This window comes from Clostridium rectalis (assembly GCF_900626095.1).
GTDB classification, from domain to species: domain Bacteria; phylum Bacillota; class Clostridia; order Clostridiales; family Clostridiaceae; genus Clostridium_AS; species Clostridium_AS rectalis.
On record NZ_UYZZ01000003.1, the window covers coordinates 367,259 to 386,102 of the forward strand.

Annotated in this window: 16 protein-coding genes; 3 read left to right on the plus strand and 13 right to left on the minus strand. The window is 28.0% G+C overall.

Going from position 1 to position 18,844, the window contains the following annotated elements; translation table 11 throughout:
• Nucleotides 1–25: 25 nt before the first annotated feature.
• The 3 genes from EJL03_RS07135 to EJL03_RS07145 all read right to left on the minus strand — a co-directional run bounded on the left by EJL03_RS07135 (nucleotide 26) and on the right by EJL03_RS07145 (nucleotide 3,698).
• Nucleotides 26–709 (minus strand): GntR family transcriptional regulator, encoded by a 684-nt coding sequence (locus EJL03_RS07135; RefSeq protein ID WP_125153275.1) that lies wholly within the window; start codon nucleotides 707–709, stop codon nucleotides 26–28.
• A 111-nt stretch (nucleotides 710–820) separates the two neighbouring features.
• Nucleotides 821–2,164, minus strand: coding sequence for a sodium-dependent transporter (locus tag EJL03_RS07140; RefSeq protein WP_125153276.1), 1,344 nt, complete (start codon nucleotides 2,162–2,164; stop codon nucleotides 821–823).
• Between the two features lie 142 nt (nucleotides 2,165–2,306).
• The gene (locus EJL03_RS07145; RefSeq protein ID WP_341472415.1) at nucleotides 2,307–3,698 is read right to left on the minus strand and encodes a tyrosine phenol-lyase; all 1,392 of its coding nucleotides are present in this window, start codon (nucleotides 3,696–3,698) and stop codon (nucleotides 2,307–2,309) included.
• Between the two features lie 199 nt (nucleotides 3,699–3,897).
• On the opposite strand from EJL03_RS07145, the gene EJL03_RS07150 reads away from it, so the two are divergent.
• Entirely contained in the window at nucleotides 3,898–4,650 is a 753-nt protein-coding gene (locus tag EJL03_RS07150; RefSeq protein WP_125153277.1) for a CPBP family glutamic-type intramembrane protease, read from the plus strand.
• A 334-nt stretch (nucleotides 4,651–4,984) separates the two neighbouring features.
• Here the strand turns inward: EJL03_RS07150 and EJL03_RS07155 are convergent, their stop codons facing one another.
• Nucleotides 4,985–5,944, minus strand: a complete 960-nt coding sequence (locus tag EJL03_RS07155; RefSeq protein ID WP_125153278.1) for a sensor histidine kinase — start codon at nucleotides 5,942–5,944, stop codon at nucleotides 4,985–4,987.
• A 412-nt stretch (nucleotides 5,945–6,356) separates the two neighbouring features.
• On the opposite strand from EJL03_RS07155, the gene EJL03_RS07160 reads away from it, so the two are divergent.
• Complete coding sequence (locus EJL03_RS07160) at nucleotides 6,357–7,244, plus strand: ABC transporter permease (RefSeq protein ID WP_125153279.1); 888 nt, start codon at nucleotides 6,357–6,359, stop codon at nucleotides 7,242–7,244.
• A gap of 7 nt (nucleotides 7,245–7,251) precedes the next feature.
• On the opposite strand, the gene EJL03_RS07165 is transcribed toward EJL03_RS07160, so the two are convergent.
• Genes EJL03_RS07165 through EJL03_RS07175 form a run of 3 tightly spaced genes read right to left on the minus strand, consistent with a single transcriptional unit; the run spans nucleotide 7,252 to nucleotide 9,790 of the window.
• On the minus strand, nucleotides 7,252–8,565 hold the full coding sequence (locus EJL03_RS07165) for a sensor histidine kinase (RefSeq protein WP_125153280.1): 1,314 nt from the start codon (nucleotides 8,563–8,565) through the stop codon (nucleotides 7,252–7,254).
• The gene (locus tag EJL03_RS07170) at nucleotides 8,562–9,239 is read right to left on the minus strand and encodes a response regulator transcription factor (RefSeq protein WP_125153281.1); all 678 of its coding nucleotides are present in this window, start codon (nucleotides 9,237–9,239) and stop codon (nucleotides 8,562–8,564) included. Before EJL03_RS07170 ends, EJL03_RS07165 begins: the two co-directional genes overlap by 4 nt.
• Nucleotides 9,236–9,790 (minus strand): class I SAM-dependent methyltransferase, encoded by a 555-nt coding sequence (locus EJL03_RS07175; protein ID WP_125153282.1) that lies wholly within the window; start codon nucleotides 9,788–9,790, stop codon nucleotides 9,236–9,238. Before EJL03_RS07175 ends, EJL03_RS07170 begins: the two co-directional genes overlap by 4 nt.
• Before the next feature lie 264 nt (nucleotides 9,791–10,054).
• Here EJL03_RS07175 and EJL03_RS07180 point away from each other — a divergent pair, with 264 nt between their 5' ends.
• Nucleotides 10,055–10,696: a VTT domain-containing protein gene (locus EJL03_RS07180; protein WP_125153283.1), complete on the plus strand. Its 642-nt coding sequence runs from the start codon at nucleotides 10,055–10,057 to the stop codon at nucleotides 10,694–10,696.
• Nucleotides 10,697–10,831: 135 nt separating this feature from the next.
• Here EJL03_RS07180 and EJL03_RS07185 read toward each other — a convergent pair whose 3' ends face one another.
• From EJL03_RS07185 to EJL03_RS07210, 6 genes are all read right to left on the minus strand, one after another.
• Entirely contained in the window at nucleotides 10,832–12,844 is a 2,013-nt protein-coding gene (locus tag EJL03_RS07185; protein WP_125153284.1) for a methyl-accepting chemotaxis protein, read from the minus strand.
• Between the two features lie 460 nt (nucleotides 12,845–13,304).
• Nucleotides 13,305–14,429 carry a radical SAM protein gene (locus tag EJL03_RS07190; RefSeq protein WP_125153285.1) on the minus strand — a complete coding sequence of 375 codons (1,125 nt, stop codon included), beginning with the start codon at nucleotides 14,427–14,429 and terminating at the stop codon, nucleotides 13,305–13,307.
• Between the two features lie 431 nt (nucleotides 14,430–14,860).
• A complete protein-coding gene (locus tag EJL03_RS07195) occupies nucleotides 14,861–15,970 on the minus strand; it encodes an iron ABC transporter substrate-binding protein (protein ID WP_125153286.1) in 1,110 nt (369 codons plus the stop codon).
• Between the two features lie 107 nt (nucleotides 15,971–16,077).
• Nucleotides 16,078–16,830, minus strand: coding sequence for an ABC transporter ATP-binding protein (locus EJL03_RS07200; protein ID WP_125153287.1), 753 nt, complete (start codon nucleotides 16,828–16,830; stop codon nucleotides 16,078–16,080).
• Nucleotides 16,827–17,924, minus strand: coding sequence for a FecCD family ABC transporter permease (locus EJL03_RS07205; protein ID WP_125153288.1), 1,098 nt, complete (start codon nucleotides 17,922–17,924; stop codon nucleotides 16,827–16,829). The genes EJL03_RS07200 and EJL03_RS07205 overlap by 4 nt, the downstream gene beginning before the upstream one ends.
• A 311-nt stretch (nucleotides 17,925–18,235) precedes the next feature.
• Nucleotides 18,236–18,760 (minus strand): FmdE family protein, encoded by a 525-nt coding sequence (locus EJL03_RS07210; protein WP_125153289.1) that lies wholly within the window; start codon nucleotides 18,758–18,760, stop codon nucleotides 18,236–18,238.
• Nucleotides 18,761–18,844: the final 84 nt, after the last annotated feature.

Here is an 18,844-nt window from a genome sequence, read left to right on the forward strand (position 1 = left end):
TTTATTTTCTTGGTAATAATTAACTTTAATCACTATAACCATCTTCTTCCAATTTCTTTTTTCTTTTATGAAGTATTTTTTTAAAAATCTTATCAGCCGCCTTATAATGTTCTTCTGTAAGTGTCATTGCCAATAAATAGTTTTTATTTTTAAATGCATCCTTTATTTGCTTATGCATTTTAATACTGTCCTCCTGAATTTGAAGAGTTTCAGGCTCATAATAACTTCTCACAAGCATTTCATGAAGTACATTGTATTCTTTAAAAAGCTTTTTCAATCTTGTATTTCTAGAATATTCAATAAATGCTTTGTGAAATTTATAATCATAATCATAAAATTCATCTGTTCCTATACACTTTTCCTGTAGGAGAATATATTCTTCTACACATCTACAAACCTCTTCAGTATCGGATTTCTCAAAAGATAATTTTATACCTGTATTAATTACATAGAGAAGTATTTCATTTACTTCAACAAAAAAGTCATAATCAAAATCAACTACTGTAGCTCCAGTTTTATCAATAGATGTAATAAGCCCATCTTGATTTAACCGATTTATAGCATCTCTAATAGGAGATGAACTAACTCCAAATCTTTTTTGTAATGATCTATTTACAAGTTTTGTTCCAAAAGGAATTTTTCTTTTTAATATTTCTACTTTTAATATATCATAAATTTGATCACTTAAGGTTTTTTTATTAATCAACACAATAATACCCCTGTCCTTTTATTAATTAAAATAACAAAAATAACTCGATATATTATAACACTAATAGTTTATTATTACAATAAAAGTGGCGGAGTCTACTCCACCACCAACTTAAAACGATACCTTCATAAATAATGCTATTATACATAAAAGCGCTGCAAATGGGACATAAAGATATTTACCCATATTGTACCATAAATCTCCTTTTTTTCTTTTAGCCCCCAAGTTGATTTCATCAAGTAAATCTTCTTTTTTCATAATCCAAAACCATGATACAGCACCTAAGGTTGCTCCAATTGGAATAATATATATCGATATTAGATCCATCCATGGTCCCCATTTAAATATAGGTTCCATATTAACTCCTATACCAAAACAAATTACACAAAGTAATATTAACATAGGGATACGTTTTAGTTTAGGGAATTTATGCATTAATGATTCTCCAACAACTTCAAACATATTTTGTAAAGAGGATACTCCTCCAAATACTACTGCTGTAAATAATATTATTGCAAAAATTCTACCGCCTGGTATATTTTGTAGTATTTTAGGTAGCGTCACAAAAAGAAGCCCAGGACCCGCTCCAACATCTACATTGTACGCAAAACAAGCTGGGATAATTACTAATGCTGCTACCATTGCTGCAATTGTATCAAATATAGCAGTATTTTTTGCTCCGTCTACAATATCCTCACCTTCTGATAAATATGCACCATATACAATCATACCACTACCAGTTACAGATAACGAGAAAAAAGCTTGACCCATTGCCCAAATCCAAACCATAGGATCTTTTAAAACTTCCCATCTTGGAATAAACATAAATTTATATCCTTCCATCGCCCCTGGCAATAAAGATACGCGAATAGCAAGAATTACAAATAATATAAAAAACAATGGCATCATAACCTTATTAGATTTTTCAATGCTGTCTGCGCCAAGAGTTAATGTAAGCAATGTTCCTATAACAACAATCAAATGATATGGAATAACAGAATAATCAGACATGGAAAATGATTCAAACCATACACCCGTATCTACAGTCATAAGACTACCCGTAACAGATTGAAACCATCCTTTAAGGACATAAGAAATGATTACTGCATAGCCTATAGCTATACACATAGAACCTGCAAGTGGAATCCACCCAACAATTTTACCCAATCCTTCTTTGCCACCCGACTTCCATGCATTTTCATAGGCTCCTAGTGTTCCAGTTCTTGCCCTACGTCCAATTGCATATTCCGCAGAAAGCCCTACATAACTAAAAAGAACTATAAATATAAGATAAGCTACTAAAAATGCTCCCCCACCGTTGCTACCTAACTTATAAGGAAACCCCCAAACATTAGCCATACCTACAGCAGAACCCACACATGCTAATATAAATCCCCATTTAGATTCAAACTTAGCAACCACATGAGTATTTTGAGTAACTTCTTCGGTTTTCATACATTTCCTCCCCATTTTTAACCCTATAACAGGAGTCGTTATAAATTTCTATTTAGAGCAAATTACACCTTTTTACCATATCTATTTTCTATATTTTTCGGGCATAAAGCCCGAAAATATATAATAATAAATTTTATTCCAATTAGTCTGCATAATCAAACTTTGCAGTAAAGAATCTTAATTGTTCTGGTTCATAAACAAATTTAAGTGGCTTTATATCTTCTTTATGTTTATATAGATTTATAACTGATTCAGCTACAACATCCATATGTTTGTACGTATAAACTCTTCTTGGAATAGTTAGTCTAACTGTTTCTAGTTTTGGTCTATGATTTTCTCCTGTCTTAACGTCTCTACCTGCTGAAACTATACCACGTTCCATGGACCTAACTCCAGAATCAATGTAAAGTGAAGCCGCTAATGATTGAGCTGGGAATTGTTCTTGATCTAGATGTGGACAAAATCTTCTTGCATCTAAAAATACAGCATGTCCTCCAACTGGTTCCACTATTGGAATTCCAGCCTCCAATAATCTATCTCCAAGATATCTAACCTGTTTTATTCTATGTTCTATATATTCATATTGCATTGCTTCCCTAAATCCAATTGCTATAGCCTGCATATCACGGCCAGTCATACCACCATAAGATGGCATACCCTCATAAACAACTACTATTTCTTTAGCTTTTCCAAATAATTTTTCATCATTTATTGCTAAAAAACCACCGATATTTACTATACCGTCTTTTTTACCTGACATAGTGGCTCCATCAGAATAGCTAAACATTTCATGTACTATATCTTTAATAGAAACGTTTTCATAACCCTCTTCCTGCTCTCTTATAAAATAAGCATTTTCAACACATCTAGTAGCATCATAAAATACTTTAATTCCATGCTTTGCTGTTAACTCTCTAACAGCTCTCATATTAGCCATAGAAACTGGTTGTCCACCTGCTAAATTTACAGTAACCGCAAGACAAACATAAGCTATATTTTCCGCTCCCTTTTCTTCAATTAATTTTTCAAGTTTAGTTACATCAATATTTCCCTTAAATTTAACGTCTATTGAGGCATCATGAGCTTCATCTCTTATAATATCTACGAAAATACCACCATTTTTTTCTTGATGATATCTAGTGGTTGTAAAATACATATTTCCAGCTACATATTGTCCTGGTTTAATTGCTATACTTGAAAGAAGATTCTCTGCACCACGCCCTTGGTGAGTTGGCACTACGTGTTTAAATCCAAATAATTCTTTTATTGTTGATTCTAAATATAACCAGTTCTTACTTCCAGCATAAGCCTCGTCTCCAATCATCATGCCTGCCCATTGAGCATCGCTCATAGCATTAGTTCCTGAATCTGTAAGCAAATCAATATATACATCCTCTGATCTTAAGTTGAATGTATTATATCCTGCTTCCTTCATAGCAACTTCACGTTCTTCTCTAGAAATCATTCTAACAGGTTCAACACTCTTAATTTTAAAAGGTTCCGCAGGATATTTACTTAAATCCATATAATCCATGATAAAACTCCTCCTTGAAATTCAGTTAAATATATTTATGATGCATCATACATCACCGACCAACTTAATTGTATAATGAAAAAAATGGATTGTCAAGAAAAATATGAATTTTATATATTTTGATTATTTTCATAATATTAAAAATATGATACTATTAATATAATCATCGACCAAATATAATATAATTGGAGGAAAGTCTGTGAAAAAAAGTTCTAAGCAATTCTTATTAATATCCTTTTTCATTAGCTACCTTTGCTTTGGCATAATAATTCATTCTAATATTAAATTCAACCAAGTATTTAACAGCCCTCTATATCTAATAATTTTTATTTTAGGGTGTTTAGGTCCATTTATCTCAGCCTTAACAGTACACATTTTGAATAAAGAAAATCTAGGTGGAATAAAAGGATTTACGAAAAAATTGATAACGATTAAAAAAACAAAAACTATTGTATTAATACCAATATTTTTGATCGCTCATTTTCTCTTTGCCATGCTTTTTAGAGGTGTATATAGGTATGGTAAAATTATAGATTTCTTTCGTTATCTACCTATTATGTTGTTAATAATAGGTTCACAAGAAATTGGTTGGAGAGGTATTGTTCAGCCAGCTAATGAAGACGAAAAAGGATTTTGGAAATCATCTATTGTAACAGGACTTTTTTGGTCATTGTGGTTCTTACCACTTATCTTTATACCAAATTTTATTGTACTTCCTCAATTTTATATGCACTTCTCAGCATATTTAGTTGGAATAAGTATACTATCAACTACTCTTTATAAAATAAGTGAAAATATTTTATATTGTATAATACTATCTAGCTTTATATTTGCACTTTTCCCTGTAATCGTATTAAAACAAAACTATATACTTATAGGCATTGCTTTAGTAGATGCAATAATTGCAACTACCTTTAAAGATAAAACTTTAAGTAAAAGAATTATAAATTAAAAGACTCCTATATTTTTTTAAATAATAAACACCTTTAAATTTAAATAAATGTTTCACTAATGTTTTTATTTATCAACAAGGAGGTGTGTATCAATTTATCACCTCCTATAGTATTTTTTATCATTAGTAATAAAATCTACAGATTTAATAAAACCTAACCAATTTAAAAATAATAAAATATAATTGTTAAATTCATTTAAAAAATACAATATACATCTTGAAAATTTAATTGGCTTAATAGATACTCATCTATTAATATTTTCAATTGTTATTTAATAACAATTGTATAGATAATTATTACTCATAACAAATTACTATAAAATCATATGTTAATCTAATATTCTTTATACTTATTTAATGTAAAATAAAAATTAACACTATTATATTTACTCTCCACTTTAAACTCATTATGATGATATTCTAGTATTTTTTTTACAGTAGATAGACCTAATCCTGTACCTCCAAACTTCCTATTCCTTGACTTTTCTCCCCTATAAAATGGATCCCAAATATTATTTAACTCCTCTTTTTTTAAGGTTACGCCAAAATTTTCAATCTGAAATATGTATTTTTCTTTCTCCTCCAATATATTAATTTTTATCTTATTCCCATGTGATGTATATTTAATAGAATTGGTATATAAATTACTAATCACTTCTTTAATTTTTTGCTCATCTCCAAATACAATAGCCTCCTCAACATCTTCTATAATTACTTCTAATGATTTTTCTTTAACTAAGTTTCTTAATTTATCATTCACACTATAAAAAGCTCCACAAAGATCAAAATGTTCTTGTTTTAATCTAAAACTCAGTGATTCTAACCTTGACATTTTAAGTATTTCCATAACAAGTTCATTTAATCTTATAGTTTCTTCCTGAATATCGTTATATATTTCCTCTGTATAAATTCCATTTTTTAGCCCGTTAATATTTCCTTGAATTATAGTAATAGGAGTTTTTAATTCATGTGAAATATTGGCAATTAACTCTTTCCTTTTCTCCTCTTGTTTTCTTTGGTTATTCATATCCTCCTTTAATTTTATGTTTGCATCCTTCAACTCCTTTAAACTTCTTTCAAGATTTTTAGAGATCAAGTTCAGTGATTCTCCTAATAATCCTATTTCATCTTCACTTGTTACCTTGTATTCTCCTTGAAAATTACAATTGGAAATATCCTTTGCTTTTTTACTCATAGCAATTAGAGGTTTTGATATAAATTTAGAATATTTAAAAGATATTATTACCACTAATCCCGACACAATCATAAACATAAATATATAATAACTATTCATTACATCTAATACTTCTTTTACTTATGATAAATATGTGATTGCTGTAATTACACCTCCATTATACATCTTCGTATAGATAAGAATTTCTTCATTGCAACTCTTCTAATAAAAAAATATCATACCTAAACTTAGTTTTAATAATGCTTGGAAACTAGCCATAAAGAATTTTAAAATTCATTTTTTTAAATTTTTTATAGCTGCATGTATTATTGCCTTTGGATCTGCTGCGTTTATTTGTTCATTAGGATCAAAGAAAATAATAAATAATGCTATAAGTGAATTTAAATATAAAAATTCCTTTTATAATAAAGCTTCCATAAGTGAAGATAATAAAATTCTAAATAAAACAGTTAAAAAAGATACTGAAAAATATAATAAAGACTTAGAATCTATCTTAAACGATTTAGAATCTATGGACTCTATAGAAAATATATATTACCAATATGACTTAAGTAACATCTCTATAAATTATGGTAAAAATCAAAAAAAGTTTGATTTAAAATCACCTACTATAGTAGATTCTAATCTATCAATGATATATGGTTATATGCCAAAAGACAATAAAAATGAAATAACCCTTTCTAGTAGTGTTGCTTCTAAACTAAATCCCAAAATACACAAATTACTTGGCGAGTATGTGGATTTTGAATATGTTAATAAAGATGAAAAAAAACAAACTATTAGATTAAAGATAAGTGGCATATCTAATGATGCATTTGATAATTTTACCCTTAGTTCAAATGTGGAAAAGAAAATATATGAAGACACTAATACTAAAAAAGCCTCTGCCATATCATTTAAAATTAAAGATTTTAATAAAATTCCCGGTATAACTAAATTACTTAAAGACAAAGGATTTAATATAACCTCTAAAGAAAAAGAAGTTACAGCTTTTAAAAATACCTTTGAGAATACATTAAAACTATTTTCTATGTTATCAGGGTTAATCCTAGTTGTTTCTATTCTTATTGTATTTATAATAATATACAAAATTTCCATTGACAGATATACTGAAATAGGTATTTTATCATCTCTAGGATACACAAAGAAAAATATTTATAAGATATTTTCTAAAGAAAACTTACAATTTGGTATTACCTCTACTGCTTTAAGTATTTTGTTTAGTATATTATTTAATTTTGCTTATTATAAACAATTTGGATATAAACTAAATTTAAATATAAGTTTATATTGGCTTTTAATAATTCTTAATATGTCCTTTACTTTAGGAATCACTTGGATAATTAATATTAAGCTTATAAACACAGAAACAATAACTGCTCTAAAGGGGAATAATTAGGAAAATCCTAAGATTTTCCTAATTCATTATATAAAATTATTTTAAATGCTATATGTTGATTTTTCTTTTCTACAATTAGATCACCATTATGTAACTGGACTATCTGTTTTGCTATACTTAATCCTAAGCCTGAACCTTCTTTGTCACTATTTCTTGTTTTATCTACTCTATAAAATTTTTCAAAGATTTTTTCTAGTTCTTCTTCCTGTAACTGCTCACAATGATTTATAAATGATATTTCTATATTTTTATCATTTTTCTCCACTATTACTTGGAAAATTGAATTTGGATCACTATATTTTTCAGCATTTTTTATTAAATTTTCAATAAGTCGTGTAAATAATTTAACATCTATCTCATAGTATAACTCTTTATATGAATTTTGTAGTTTTACTTCAATATTATTATCTAAAAAATCTAATATACTTTCTCCAACTATTTGATTAATTAAATTTGAGATATTGTATTTTACTCTTTCTATTTTTATATTGTGACTGGTTAGCTTTGTATATTCAAACAACTCATTAACTAACTCTTTTAGTCTTAAACTTTTATTATAAGCAATTCTAATATACCTATCTTTAGTTTCTTCTTTAATATCCTTCATATTTAATAACTCTAAATAGCCTACTAAAGATGTCAATGGTGTTTTCAAATCATGTGAAATATTAGTGATAAGTTCATTTTTAGTGTTTTCTATTTTTTTTTCATTTTCTATTTTTTCTCCAAGTTCTATGGACATATTATTTATGCTATTACAAAGCTTTGCTAATTCGTCCTGACCCTTTACTTCAATAGTTTTTCCAAATCCTTCTTCTTTAATAACATTTACCTGTTTTGTTAAAAACTTTATGTATTTAACTTTTCTATTTACAAAAAAAACAAATGAAGCTATAAATATAAGAATACCTATAAAACAATTAATAAAAAAGAAATTTATAGATATAAAATAATCAACACTTATAAGATATTGAATATTTGGATTTACCTTTAATATTATTGTAACTAAAATTATAACACCTTGTATAGCTATTATGGTAGAAAAAACAACTACTAAAATTAGGTATATACTAATTTTATCAAAATTCATCTCCCTAAGTCTTTTTGTAGAAAATATAGCTACTGTTCCTATAAAAACTACTATAGCTAATACTTTTAATACTTTTATTTCCACATAGGGCAAACCCATTTCAACTGTGCCATTATTTTGTTTATAACCAAGTATAATTGCATACCCTTCCACTGTTACCAGCGTAGATAAAAGAAACCCTATTAAAATTCCTAGTATTAAGTTATATTTTATCTTTAGCTTCTTTTTCATACTTTGTATCCTACTCCCCACACAGTTTTTATATATTCAGGATTTTTAGGATCTTTTTCAATTTTTTGCCTTAGCTTAGTTATATGAACCATAATAGAGGTATCTCCTACCGCATATTTGTTTCTCCAAATTTTTTCATAAATTTGTTCCACACTAAAAACCATATTTTTGTTTTTACACAATAACTCTAATATCTTATATTCTGTTGGAGTTAAATTTATTTCCCTACCCGATACCGATACTCTTCTCATATCAACTTCTAAAACTAAATCTCCCACTGTTATTATGCTTTTATCTGGATTATTAAAGACAGTATATCTTCTTAGCTGTGATTTAACTCTTGCAATTAATTCCATAGAGCTAAAGGGTTTGGATATATAATCATCCGCTCCTAAAGTTAGCCCCTTTATCATATCTATTTCCTCACTTTTTGCCGTTATAAAGATTACTGGCATATTATAATTTTTCCTTAATTCTATCAATGTTTGTAATCCATCAACCTTTGGCATCATTATATCTAAAAGCACTAAATCATAATTTTTTTCTTTAATTAAATTTAAAGCATCTTCACCATTAGAAGCTTTATCTACATTGAAATTTTCTGCCTTCAAATAAATAGCAATTAGTTCTCTAATATCCTTATCATCATCAACTACTAATATATTTTTTCTCATTTCTTTCCTCCTTTACATCTTAAAATATATGCTGGTGGTAAATTTCTTATTTCCTTTTTATAGTTAATATTAGAAAAATACCTTTTAAATAATTCTAGTTTAAAAAGTGAGTACTGAAAAGTTATAAACTCTCCTTTATCATTAAGTAATCCTGCTGTTTTTGTCAAAATTATCTTTGAAACTTCCCTTGGTAATGACGCAAAGGGAAGTCCTGATAAAATATAATCCACCTTTTCTATATTATGCTTTTTTAATATTATATCTATATTTTCAGCACTATCATTAATTATTATTACATTCTTTTTATGCCCATATATCTTATTTAAATTACTATAAAATTCATTATTAACTTCAACTAATAAAACTTTGGTATCTTCTGAAACCCTTGAAAGTATTTTTTCTGAAAAAACTCCTGTCCCTGGTCCAAATTCTACTATACATTTAGCCCTTTTAAAATTTATACATTCTATCATCTTATAAGCTAAATGTTTACTACTTGGAGCAATTGCTCCTACAACTTTAGGATTTTTAATATATTCTAAAACAAACATAAAATTACCCCTCCAATCGGTTTTATATAATTGTAAAGGTAACTTTTTAAGTAAACACCCATAAATATTTTAATATTTGTTAATAATTTATATTGTTAATGGTTATATAATTTATTATTTTTTTATACATAATATCTATTTAAAAATCTATTACTCTATAATCTAATACAATCTAATTATTAAAAATTCTTAATTATTTTATCTATAAAATCTTAGAATATTATCATTATAATTTAATCATCACATTTAAAGGAGAGATAGATTTTGAATAAAAAAAATAAATTGATTATGTTTACTATTTTATGGTTAATAGTTATTGGAATTTTATACTATACAAATGTGTTAACAACAGATATAAACAAAATATCTACCTTGATTAAAGGTAATCCTCTAAAAATGAAAGTAATATTTGTACTTTTATCTACTATTAGAATTATGTTTTTTATCCCTCAGACAATTTTCATTATAATAGGTAGTATTATATTCGGTCCATGGGTTGGTTTTATATTATCACTTTTATCACTAATTATTTCTCAAAGTATAATATTTTTTATTGGTAAAAATTTAAATAGTTCTCTATTAGAAGATAATTTTTCTTTAAAACAGAAAAATATTATTAATATTTTAAAACATTACGGCTATAAAATTTTAGCCCTTGGGGTAATATGCCCTATAACCCCTTCAGATTTAATAACGTTTTCTGCAGCATGTATAAAACTAAATTATATTAAGTCTATAATAGTTATTACAATAGCAGATATTCCTATAATTTTTTTATACAACTTTTTACTTGGTGAAACTAAAGTAAGTTATTTATTTAAGTTATTAACACTTTTAACTATAGTTTTTATATCATACTATTCTTTTCTTACTTGGGATAAAATCAATAAATCTGTTGAAATATAAAAAAATTCCTATAGAATCTTAAAATTCTATGGGAATTCTTTTTTGTAGCCTTTGTTAACAATAAAAAAATAATTCATCAACTATACAAAAAAAACAACTTACTTTAAGTACAAAGCACCATATATCAGAATAAATTTATACCTTAAACTTTTTAATTACACTATCTAGTTGATCCGCAATATTGGCTAAACCTTCACTAGAATTAGCTATTTCTTCTACACTTGCAGCTTGCTCTTCTATAGATGATGAAGCCTCCTCTGTGCTTGCTGCGTTTTCTTCTGCTATAGCTGATAGATTTTGCATTAAATTCATAAGTTTTTCTTTATTTTTATTCATCTTTTCTGTAGACCTATTAAGCCTTTCTATAACGCTATTAGTTACATCTATAGAATACGCTATTTTTTCAAATTTATCTTCTGTATCATTTACACTTTCTGTTTGATATTTATTTATTTCCTTTACTTCTTCCATTCTAGCTACTACATTTTGAGAATTTATATTTAACTCATCTATAACCTTTTTTATATCCTCTGTAAAAGTATTTGATTGTTCTGCAAGTTTTCTGATTTCATCTGCCACTACTGCAAAACCCTTACCATGTTGTCCTGCCCTAGCGGCTTCTATAGCAGCATTTAAAGCTAATAAATTAGTTTGGTCTGCTATAGATTGAATCATTGAGCTAGCGCTATCTATTTTCTCCGCACTTTCATTATTGCTTAATATAATCTCATATATATTTTTAGCTGCTTCATTGTTTTCTTTTGTTTTTTTTATAAGTTCTTTTAATATAGAAAAACCTTCTTCTTTTCTCTCCTCTATATCTTTTGCTGCATTATTTAACTCTAATACATATTCTTTATTTTGCTCTAATAAGCTTCCCATTTCCTCTACACTTGAAGCAGAGTTTTCTGTATCCTGTGCTTGATTACCTGCTCCTTTTGCTATATCCTCTATAGTCTTTGCTACTTCTTCAGATGCTGTGGCCGATTGATGTGATGTAGCCGTTAGTTCCTCTGATGTTGCAACTATTTTTTGTACTGCCTCATCAGTACTTATAATAAATTCTACAATATTATCTCTCATTTTTCTTAATGCTCTTGCCATACTTCCAATTTCATCTTTACGATTAAGGTATCTTATAGCATCTTCGTTTCCATATATAGTGAATTGTAAATTAGACAATTCATTCATTCTCTTAGTTACAGCAATAATCGATTTAGTTATGGTTTTACTAATAAAATAAGTAACTATGGCACCAATCACTATTATAACTATAGATAACAATATAATAATATTTCTGATACTATAAGCCTCGGTTAATACTTCAGAAACTTCTCCTCCCAAAACCATAGTCCAATTGGTACCTTCTATAGGAGAAAAACCAACTGCATTTTCTACCCCTTTATATTCATATTCTCCAATCCCTACATTTTTTTTAGAAATTATATCTTCTACTAAATTTGCTAAGCTTTTAAAAGAAGAATCCTTTTTTGCAATATCTACAGTATTACTTAAATTTAAAACAAGTTTTTTATTAGCATGTCCAACTGTAGTTCCCTTATCGTTTATAATAATACCAAAACCAGTTTTCCCATATTTAATTTTACTAACAATATCACTTAGAAAAGTTGATTCTTTTGCCCCATAAAAAACTCCCTGAATTTCACCATTTACTTTAATAGGATAGGCTACAATAATTGTGGGTTCATTTGTTACAGTACTTATAATAACATCTGACACAGCTCCCTTACCTTCTATAGCCTTTTTGTAATAATCTCTATCATAAACATTTGTAGAATCTTTTTTTTTATTTAATAATATGGATTTACCACTTTTATCTGCAAAGGCATAATACATATACCCTGCTCTTTTAGCTTCTTTTTCAAAATAATTTATTTTACTTTCCCATGAAATACTTTTATTCATTATTATATCATTCTGAGCTAAAGCCCCCATATAAAATATTTCTTTTTCTATATTTGATTTTACGTAATTAGCCTTTTCTACAGATAAAGTTCTTAAATCATCATAATAATCCTCTTTTAAATTTTTAGTAACTTTTCTTACTACTACAAAACCTAGTAGTACTGTTAAAATAAATATAACAGATGTAAATATAAATATTAGTCTGGTTTTTAATGATTTCATACTGCCCTCTCCTTCCCTAAATATAAAGTAAACCTATTTTATTTTTATAATTTGTTAAATATTTCATTATATACTATATTTACGTAAGTAATATTATTGCAATAAAAATCTTCCCTAGCTTTTTTAACAATCATATTCATACTTATTTATAGAATAATTTTCTACTATATTATAGTAAAATTATCCCAAAACCCTTATATGTTACACTTAACCCATTATTATACTATATCATCAATATAACCTTATCTGCTAGTTGATAATAAATATTATTATCAAAAATAAGCTATTTATTAACAAATTTCAAAGTACTGCTCCACTTTCCTTTGCCTGAGGCTTAAGCTTATAATATAATTAAAATTTTCAACTTATAGACTAGTGTAGAGAAAAATAAAAAAATTACCCTGTAGAAACAAAAAAATTCTGTATCTACAAGGTAATTTTACATTTCAAGTTAAGTTATCTAAAAAATTAACTCCCCGGGTTTATAACCTTTAGGTAATTCTTCCTCACATAGAAATTTAAAATTATCATCACGTAGTATTGGTAAAAATGCTTCATATGGTATCCTAGAAAACTCACAACCATAACTACTTGCTCCAAACCACTTCCCCTCTTTACTACTCAAATTCAAATCTCTAGCAAATTTTGTATGATTTGAACAATCATGAACTGCTAAATCCCAGTTTTCTTCATCAGCTATTTTCATAAATTTCAAAGTTAATTCCCTACTCCAAATTGGAGAAATATATCCATGTCTAGAAATATACATGTTTTCCCCAAAATAGTTATCTATATTATTTTCATTTAAATGCAATTCTGCACAATTTATAAAATCAAGTTTTGTATCTAAAATTGCTTGCTTTTTATTGAAAAACTCTTTAAAAAACTCGGGAGTCATAGGGGTTTCAATACCCACATTGTTAATATACTTTTTAGCTATTTTGATATTTTTAATTACTTTGTCTGAACAATTAGATGCACCCAAATTAAAACGTATCTCATCAAGACCAGATTCACCTAATGCTCTCAATGTTTCTTCTGTAGCTAAAATACCATTTGTGTATAAATGTTGATGTATTTGTGCATCTTTAAACTTTTTTATAACGGAAAAGTATTTTTCAATTTCCATAAATGGCTCTAAATAAACATAGGAAATACCAGTAGGTTTTTTATGTATAGAAAGAAGTAACTCAATATCCTTTTCATAAAATTTTGTACCCCCTATTTCCCACATACCTTCCCCAATTGGAGGTATATTATCTAAATCTCCATAGTTATAACAAAACCTACACTCTATGTTACATTTATTAGTTTTTCTAATTGCGCTTAAACCAGTTCCCATTAAACATGAATGACATCCTTTAGAAAATTTACCTTCATTCCCCACAAAAAAGGTCCTATTATTTAAAGTCTTTAATCCTTTAATTTCTGACATTAATATATTATTTCTATGGTCAATTGCCTCTTCAATTTGTGCAAATGTAGCGTAAATGATTTCTTTTTGTTTTACCATAAGCTCCTCATCTTCTGGTAACATAGAAAAAAACTCAACCCATTTTAACGCATCTTTTTTTGAAATTTTCATATTGTATCCTCCTCTAATTATATATCCCATATACGCGATAGCTCTAAACTATGTGCACATCAATATAGACAAGCTGTAAACACACTTTCGCAAAAGGTTAAAAATAGACCCCTAGATTTTTTATAAGAGGGATCACCCATTTTTGACTTCTATAATTATAGCACCTTTTTGTCTAATATTTTCTTAAATTTTATATTTATATAAATTCATTTATTCAAAGCTCATAGTTATTATCATTTACTATTATAATAAATAATTCTTGTGCAACCCTGTATGCTGCTTTCTCTAATAATAACTACTTTATGTTTAAAATCAGTTAATAATCCAACTAATAGAGAGTGGTTTTCCTTTCTCTTTTTAAGTAAAACCACTCTCTTATATTACTTATTCACTATTTCATTTTTTGCTCTATGTATACTAATTAAATTTAACTATTTAAATATAATCCTTTCAAATTTACCAAATCTGCTACTTACTTTTGAATATAATTTTTTGCCAAGTAAAAATTTATAAATTTCATCTGTTTTTTTCTCAATATTAATCTCCTTGAATTTTTCCGGATAAAGCACTTTACCAATATAATAAGCATCAGCTATTGCAGTATCGATATTTGTAGTATAATAATTATAAGGTAATTGAGAGTATACTTCTCCATTTTTAAAGGCATTTAAATTCTTGTAGAAGGTAGGATTTTTTTTATAGTCTTCTTGAACTAATTTAATTCCACCTAAATCTATAAATATTTTATCTGGATTCCACTGAATTAATTTTTCTTTATCTATCATATATGAACCAGTTTTACCTATTTCATCTACTACATTTCTACCATGTACTGCATTTAATAAAGAATAATTTCCTTGAGTACTTTCTATTCCATGTGAACCCTTCATATTTAAAGCTCCTACATATACACTAGGTTTTTCACTATCAGGAATATCCTTTGTTCTATTATCTAAATCCTTTTGGCATTTTTTCATATATTCTACTACTTCATTAGCTCTCTTGTCTTCTCCCATAATCTTACCAATAATCTGGATAGATTCATATACCTTTGGATCAAAAGTTGATACTTCTCCATAACTTAACGCTACTACTGGAATACCAGTTTTAGATTGTAAAGCATCAGTAGCAACCTTATCTATAGCATAAGTTGTGAAAATTACATCGGGATTAACAGACAATATTTTTTCAGCATCTGGTGCATTATTAGGTCCCCCTGGTCCTATAACTGGAAGCTTACATAAAAAAGAATTGGCAATCATATAAGGCTTTCCTGAAGGATCACCCTTTTCTAACTGCTCAACTCCAACTATTTTTTGGATATTTCCCATATAACAAAATAATCTAAGAGCTCCTGGGCCAATAGCTACAACTTTTTTCACCCCATATTTAATGGAAACTTTTCTTCCAAGCATATCTGTCACTGAAATATTTTCTTCTTTTAAAACCTCAGTAGATGGAGCTCTAGAACTACACCCACTTAATAAAATTATTACTAACATACTCATTGTGATTGCTAATGATATAATCTTTTTATTCATAATCTAACTCCTTATACCTTTATATGAATTTCAGAATAAAACTAATCCAATATACTAAGGGAAGCCATTCCCTCTTAGTAAAGATTCTATTTTTAAATCAAACTTATTTATACTGGTATTATTAATGGAATGTTATTATATTCATGAATATTAACAGCTACAGAATAAACACTCTCAATATTTTCAGCAGTCATTACTTCCACTCCACCTGCAGCAAAAATTTCACCATTTTTAAGGAACATAAATTTGTTAGCAAAACGAAGAGCCAAATTCAAATCATGCATGGTAACCAACGCAGATATATTTCTCTCTTTAACTACTTTCTTAATAATTTCAATTACTTCCAATTGGTTTTTTAAATCAAGACTGCTTGTAGGTTCATCTAGCATAAGTACCTTTGGCTCTTGTACTAAAGCCCTAGCAATTAGTACTTTTTGAAACTCTCCCCCACTTAGTTCATCTATATATCTTAATAAATATTTTTCTAAACCAAGAATTTCTATAGTTTCATTTACTATCTGTAAATCTTTCCTTGTAACATCCCATTTTATATAAGGCTTTCTTCCAATTAAAATAGTATCAAAAACAGTAGTTTTATTAACTTTGTTACTTTGAGAAACGTAAGCTATTTTCTGTGCTAATTCTACTGGGTTCAGTTTTTCAACTTCACAGGCTTCAATAATAGTACTGCCATTTTTAGGCTTTAAAATCCTATTTATACATTTTAATAAAGTAGATTTTCCTGTACCATTTGTTCCTAATATAGCTAAACATTCTCCACTTTCCAATGAAAAAGAAACATCTTTAAGAACATTATGACTTGGATATTTAAACTCTAAATCCTTTACAGATAAAATCATTTTGTCTTATACCCCCTTAATAATAAATAAAAAAAGAGAGGCGCACCCAAAAAAGAGGTTATGGCACCAACTGGCAATATAATTGGAGCAACAAGAGTTCTTGCTATAGTGTCAGATATTAAAAGCAAAACAGTTCCCATTAATGCTGATATAGGAATTAAAAATCTATGATCGCCACCTATAAGCCTTCTAACAATTTGTGGCCCTATAAGACCAATAAACCCTATAACCCCTAAAAATGAAACAATAACTGAAGTTATTAAAGAAGAAACTAGCATACCACCAAACCCTACTCTTTCAACCTTTACTCCAAGACTTTTCGCTACTTCTTCCCCACTATCCATAGCATTATAATCCCATCTTCTAAACATAAAATATATAATAGATAATGTGGTTACAATGGCCATTATCATTACTTCTCTCCATGATGCTCGTCCCAAATCTCCAAAGGTCCAAAAAATCGCTGCTGCTACCTGCACATCTTGAGCAAAATATTGAATTAAAGTTGTAGCTGCTGAAAAAAGAGAGCCAATCGCTACACCAGCCAATATTATGCATTCAGGTAAAAAACCTTGCAGTGTTGCAAGAAACAAAATAATCATTGTAGCTGCCATAGAACATATAAACGCAGATATAGTAACTATGTATGGATTATTTATAATAACAGCATCTGCTGATGTACTACGAATATTTCCTGCACCAAAAACTACAATTGCTAAATTAGCACCAAAAGCTGAAGCACTTGATATTCCAAGTGTTGAGGGGGATGCAAGTGGATTTCTTAAATTATTTTGCATAACACATCCTGCCACAGACAATCCTGCACCTGCTATTATGGCTACTAACACTCTTGGAAGACGAATACGCCAAATTACCACCTGAGAAACATCTGTACCTTGCCCCAAAATTGTCATTAAAATTTGATGTGGCTTTAAACTAGTAGACCCAGCATTAATTGCAATAATTGATAATAATAAAATTATAACTATCAATAGTAACGCTATTCTTAACTTTTTTCCTGTATATTTTTTATAAACTTTTATGCCCTCTAAATTCTCTTTTAAGTTTTCTTTAATTTTTATTTCACTTCTCATTTTCAATTAACCTTTCTTAGACATCTAAAAAATAATTAAGTAACATACTAAATAATTATTTTTAAAGACACTTTATACTATCCATAGCACTCAAACTATCACATTTCAATAGTTTCTTCTATTTTCTCATTATGGCTTATTTATCTAATGTATTATTTAATTTTCTCACCACTAAGGATTGGTTATCTGTTATTTTTTCAACCTAAAGTTTATAAATTCTTTGTTTTTCATATCTAATTATATTGTTACACAGTAAATCCTTATATAACATATCATAAAAACCTTCATAATCCATCAAATATTGATATCATCTACCATCCTCTTGTATACTTTTCAAAACAATCTAAGCAAAGCTTTTCAGCATTGTTTATTCTTATTTTATGTTCTGGTGCGCCTTCGCCACATCTATCACAAATTATTGTATTAAATAATCTAGCTGTATTTGGTACTGTAAAATTAGGCTTTTTAATAGAAAACACTTGGTCTTCTGGTGCTTCCAATATATATTTTTGCCTTTCTTCCCTACTCATTTCACTAGTAAATTTTTTCATAATTAATCTTATACTTTTTCCACTTTTCCTATTAAAAAATGTAAAAGCCATTTTTCCTGTTCCTCTATATACAAGATTTCCTTTTCCTAAGGTACATCCTGTTATAACTTGGACAGCATCCACTCCACAGGCATCATTTTCAGTGACACAAACTAACTCTTCATCTGATGAGAATTTCAAATCCATCTTTTCCACTGCTATTTCACAAGCTCTAAAACCTATAGCAAGACCTGGACATTCATGTCCATGAAAATTAACACATTTCTTCCATAACTCTTTATTCATTGTTTTTCCTCCCCTATTCCAAAAAAATATAAACCCACAAAAGTACCGATATTAATCAGTTCCCTTCGTGAGTTACATTTTAAA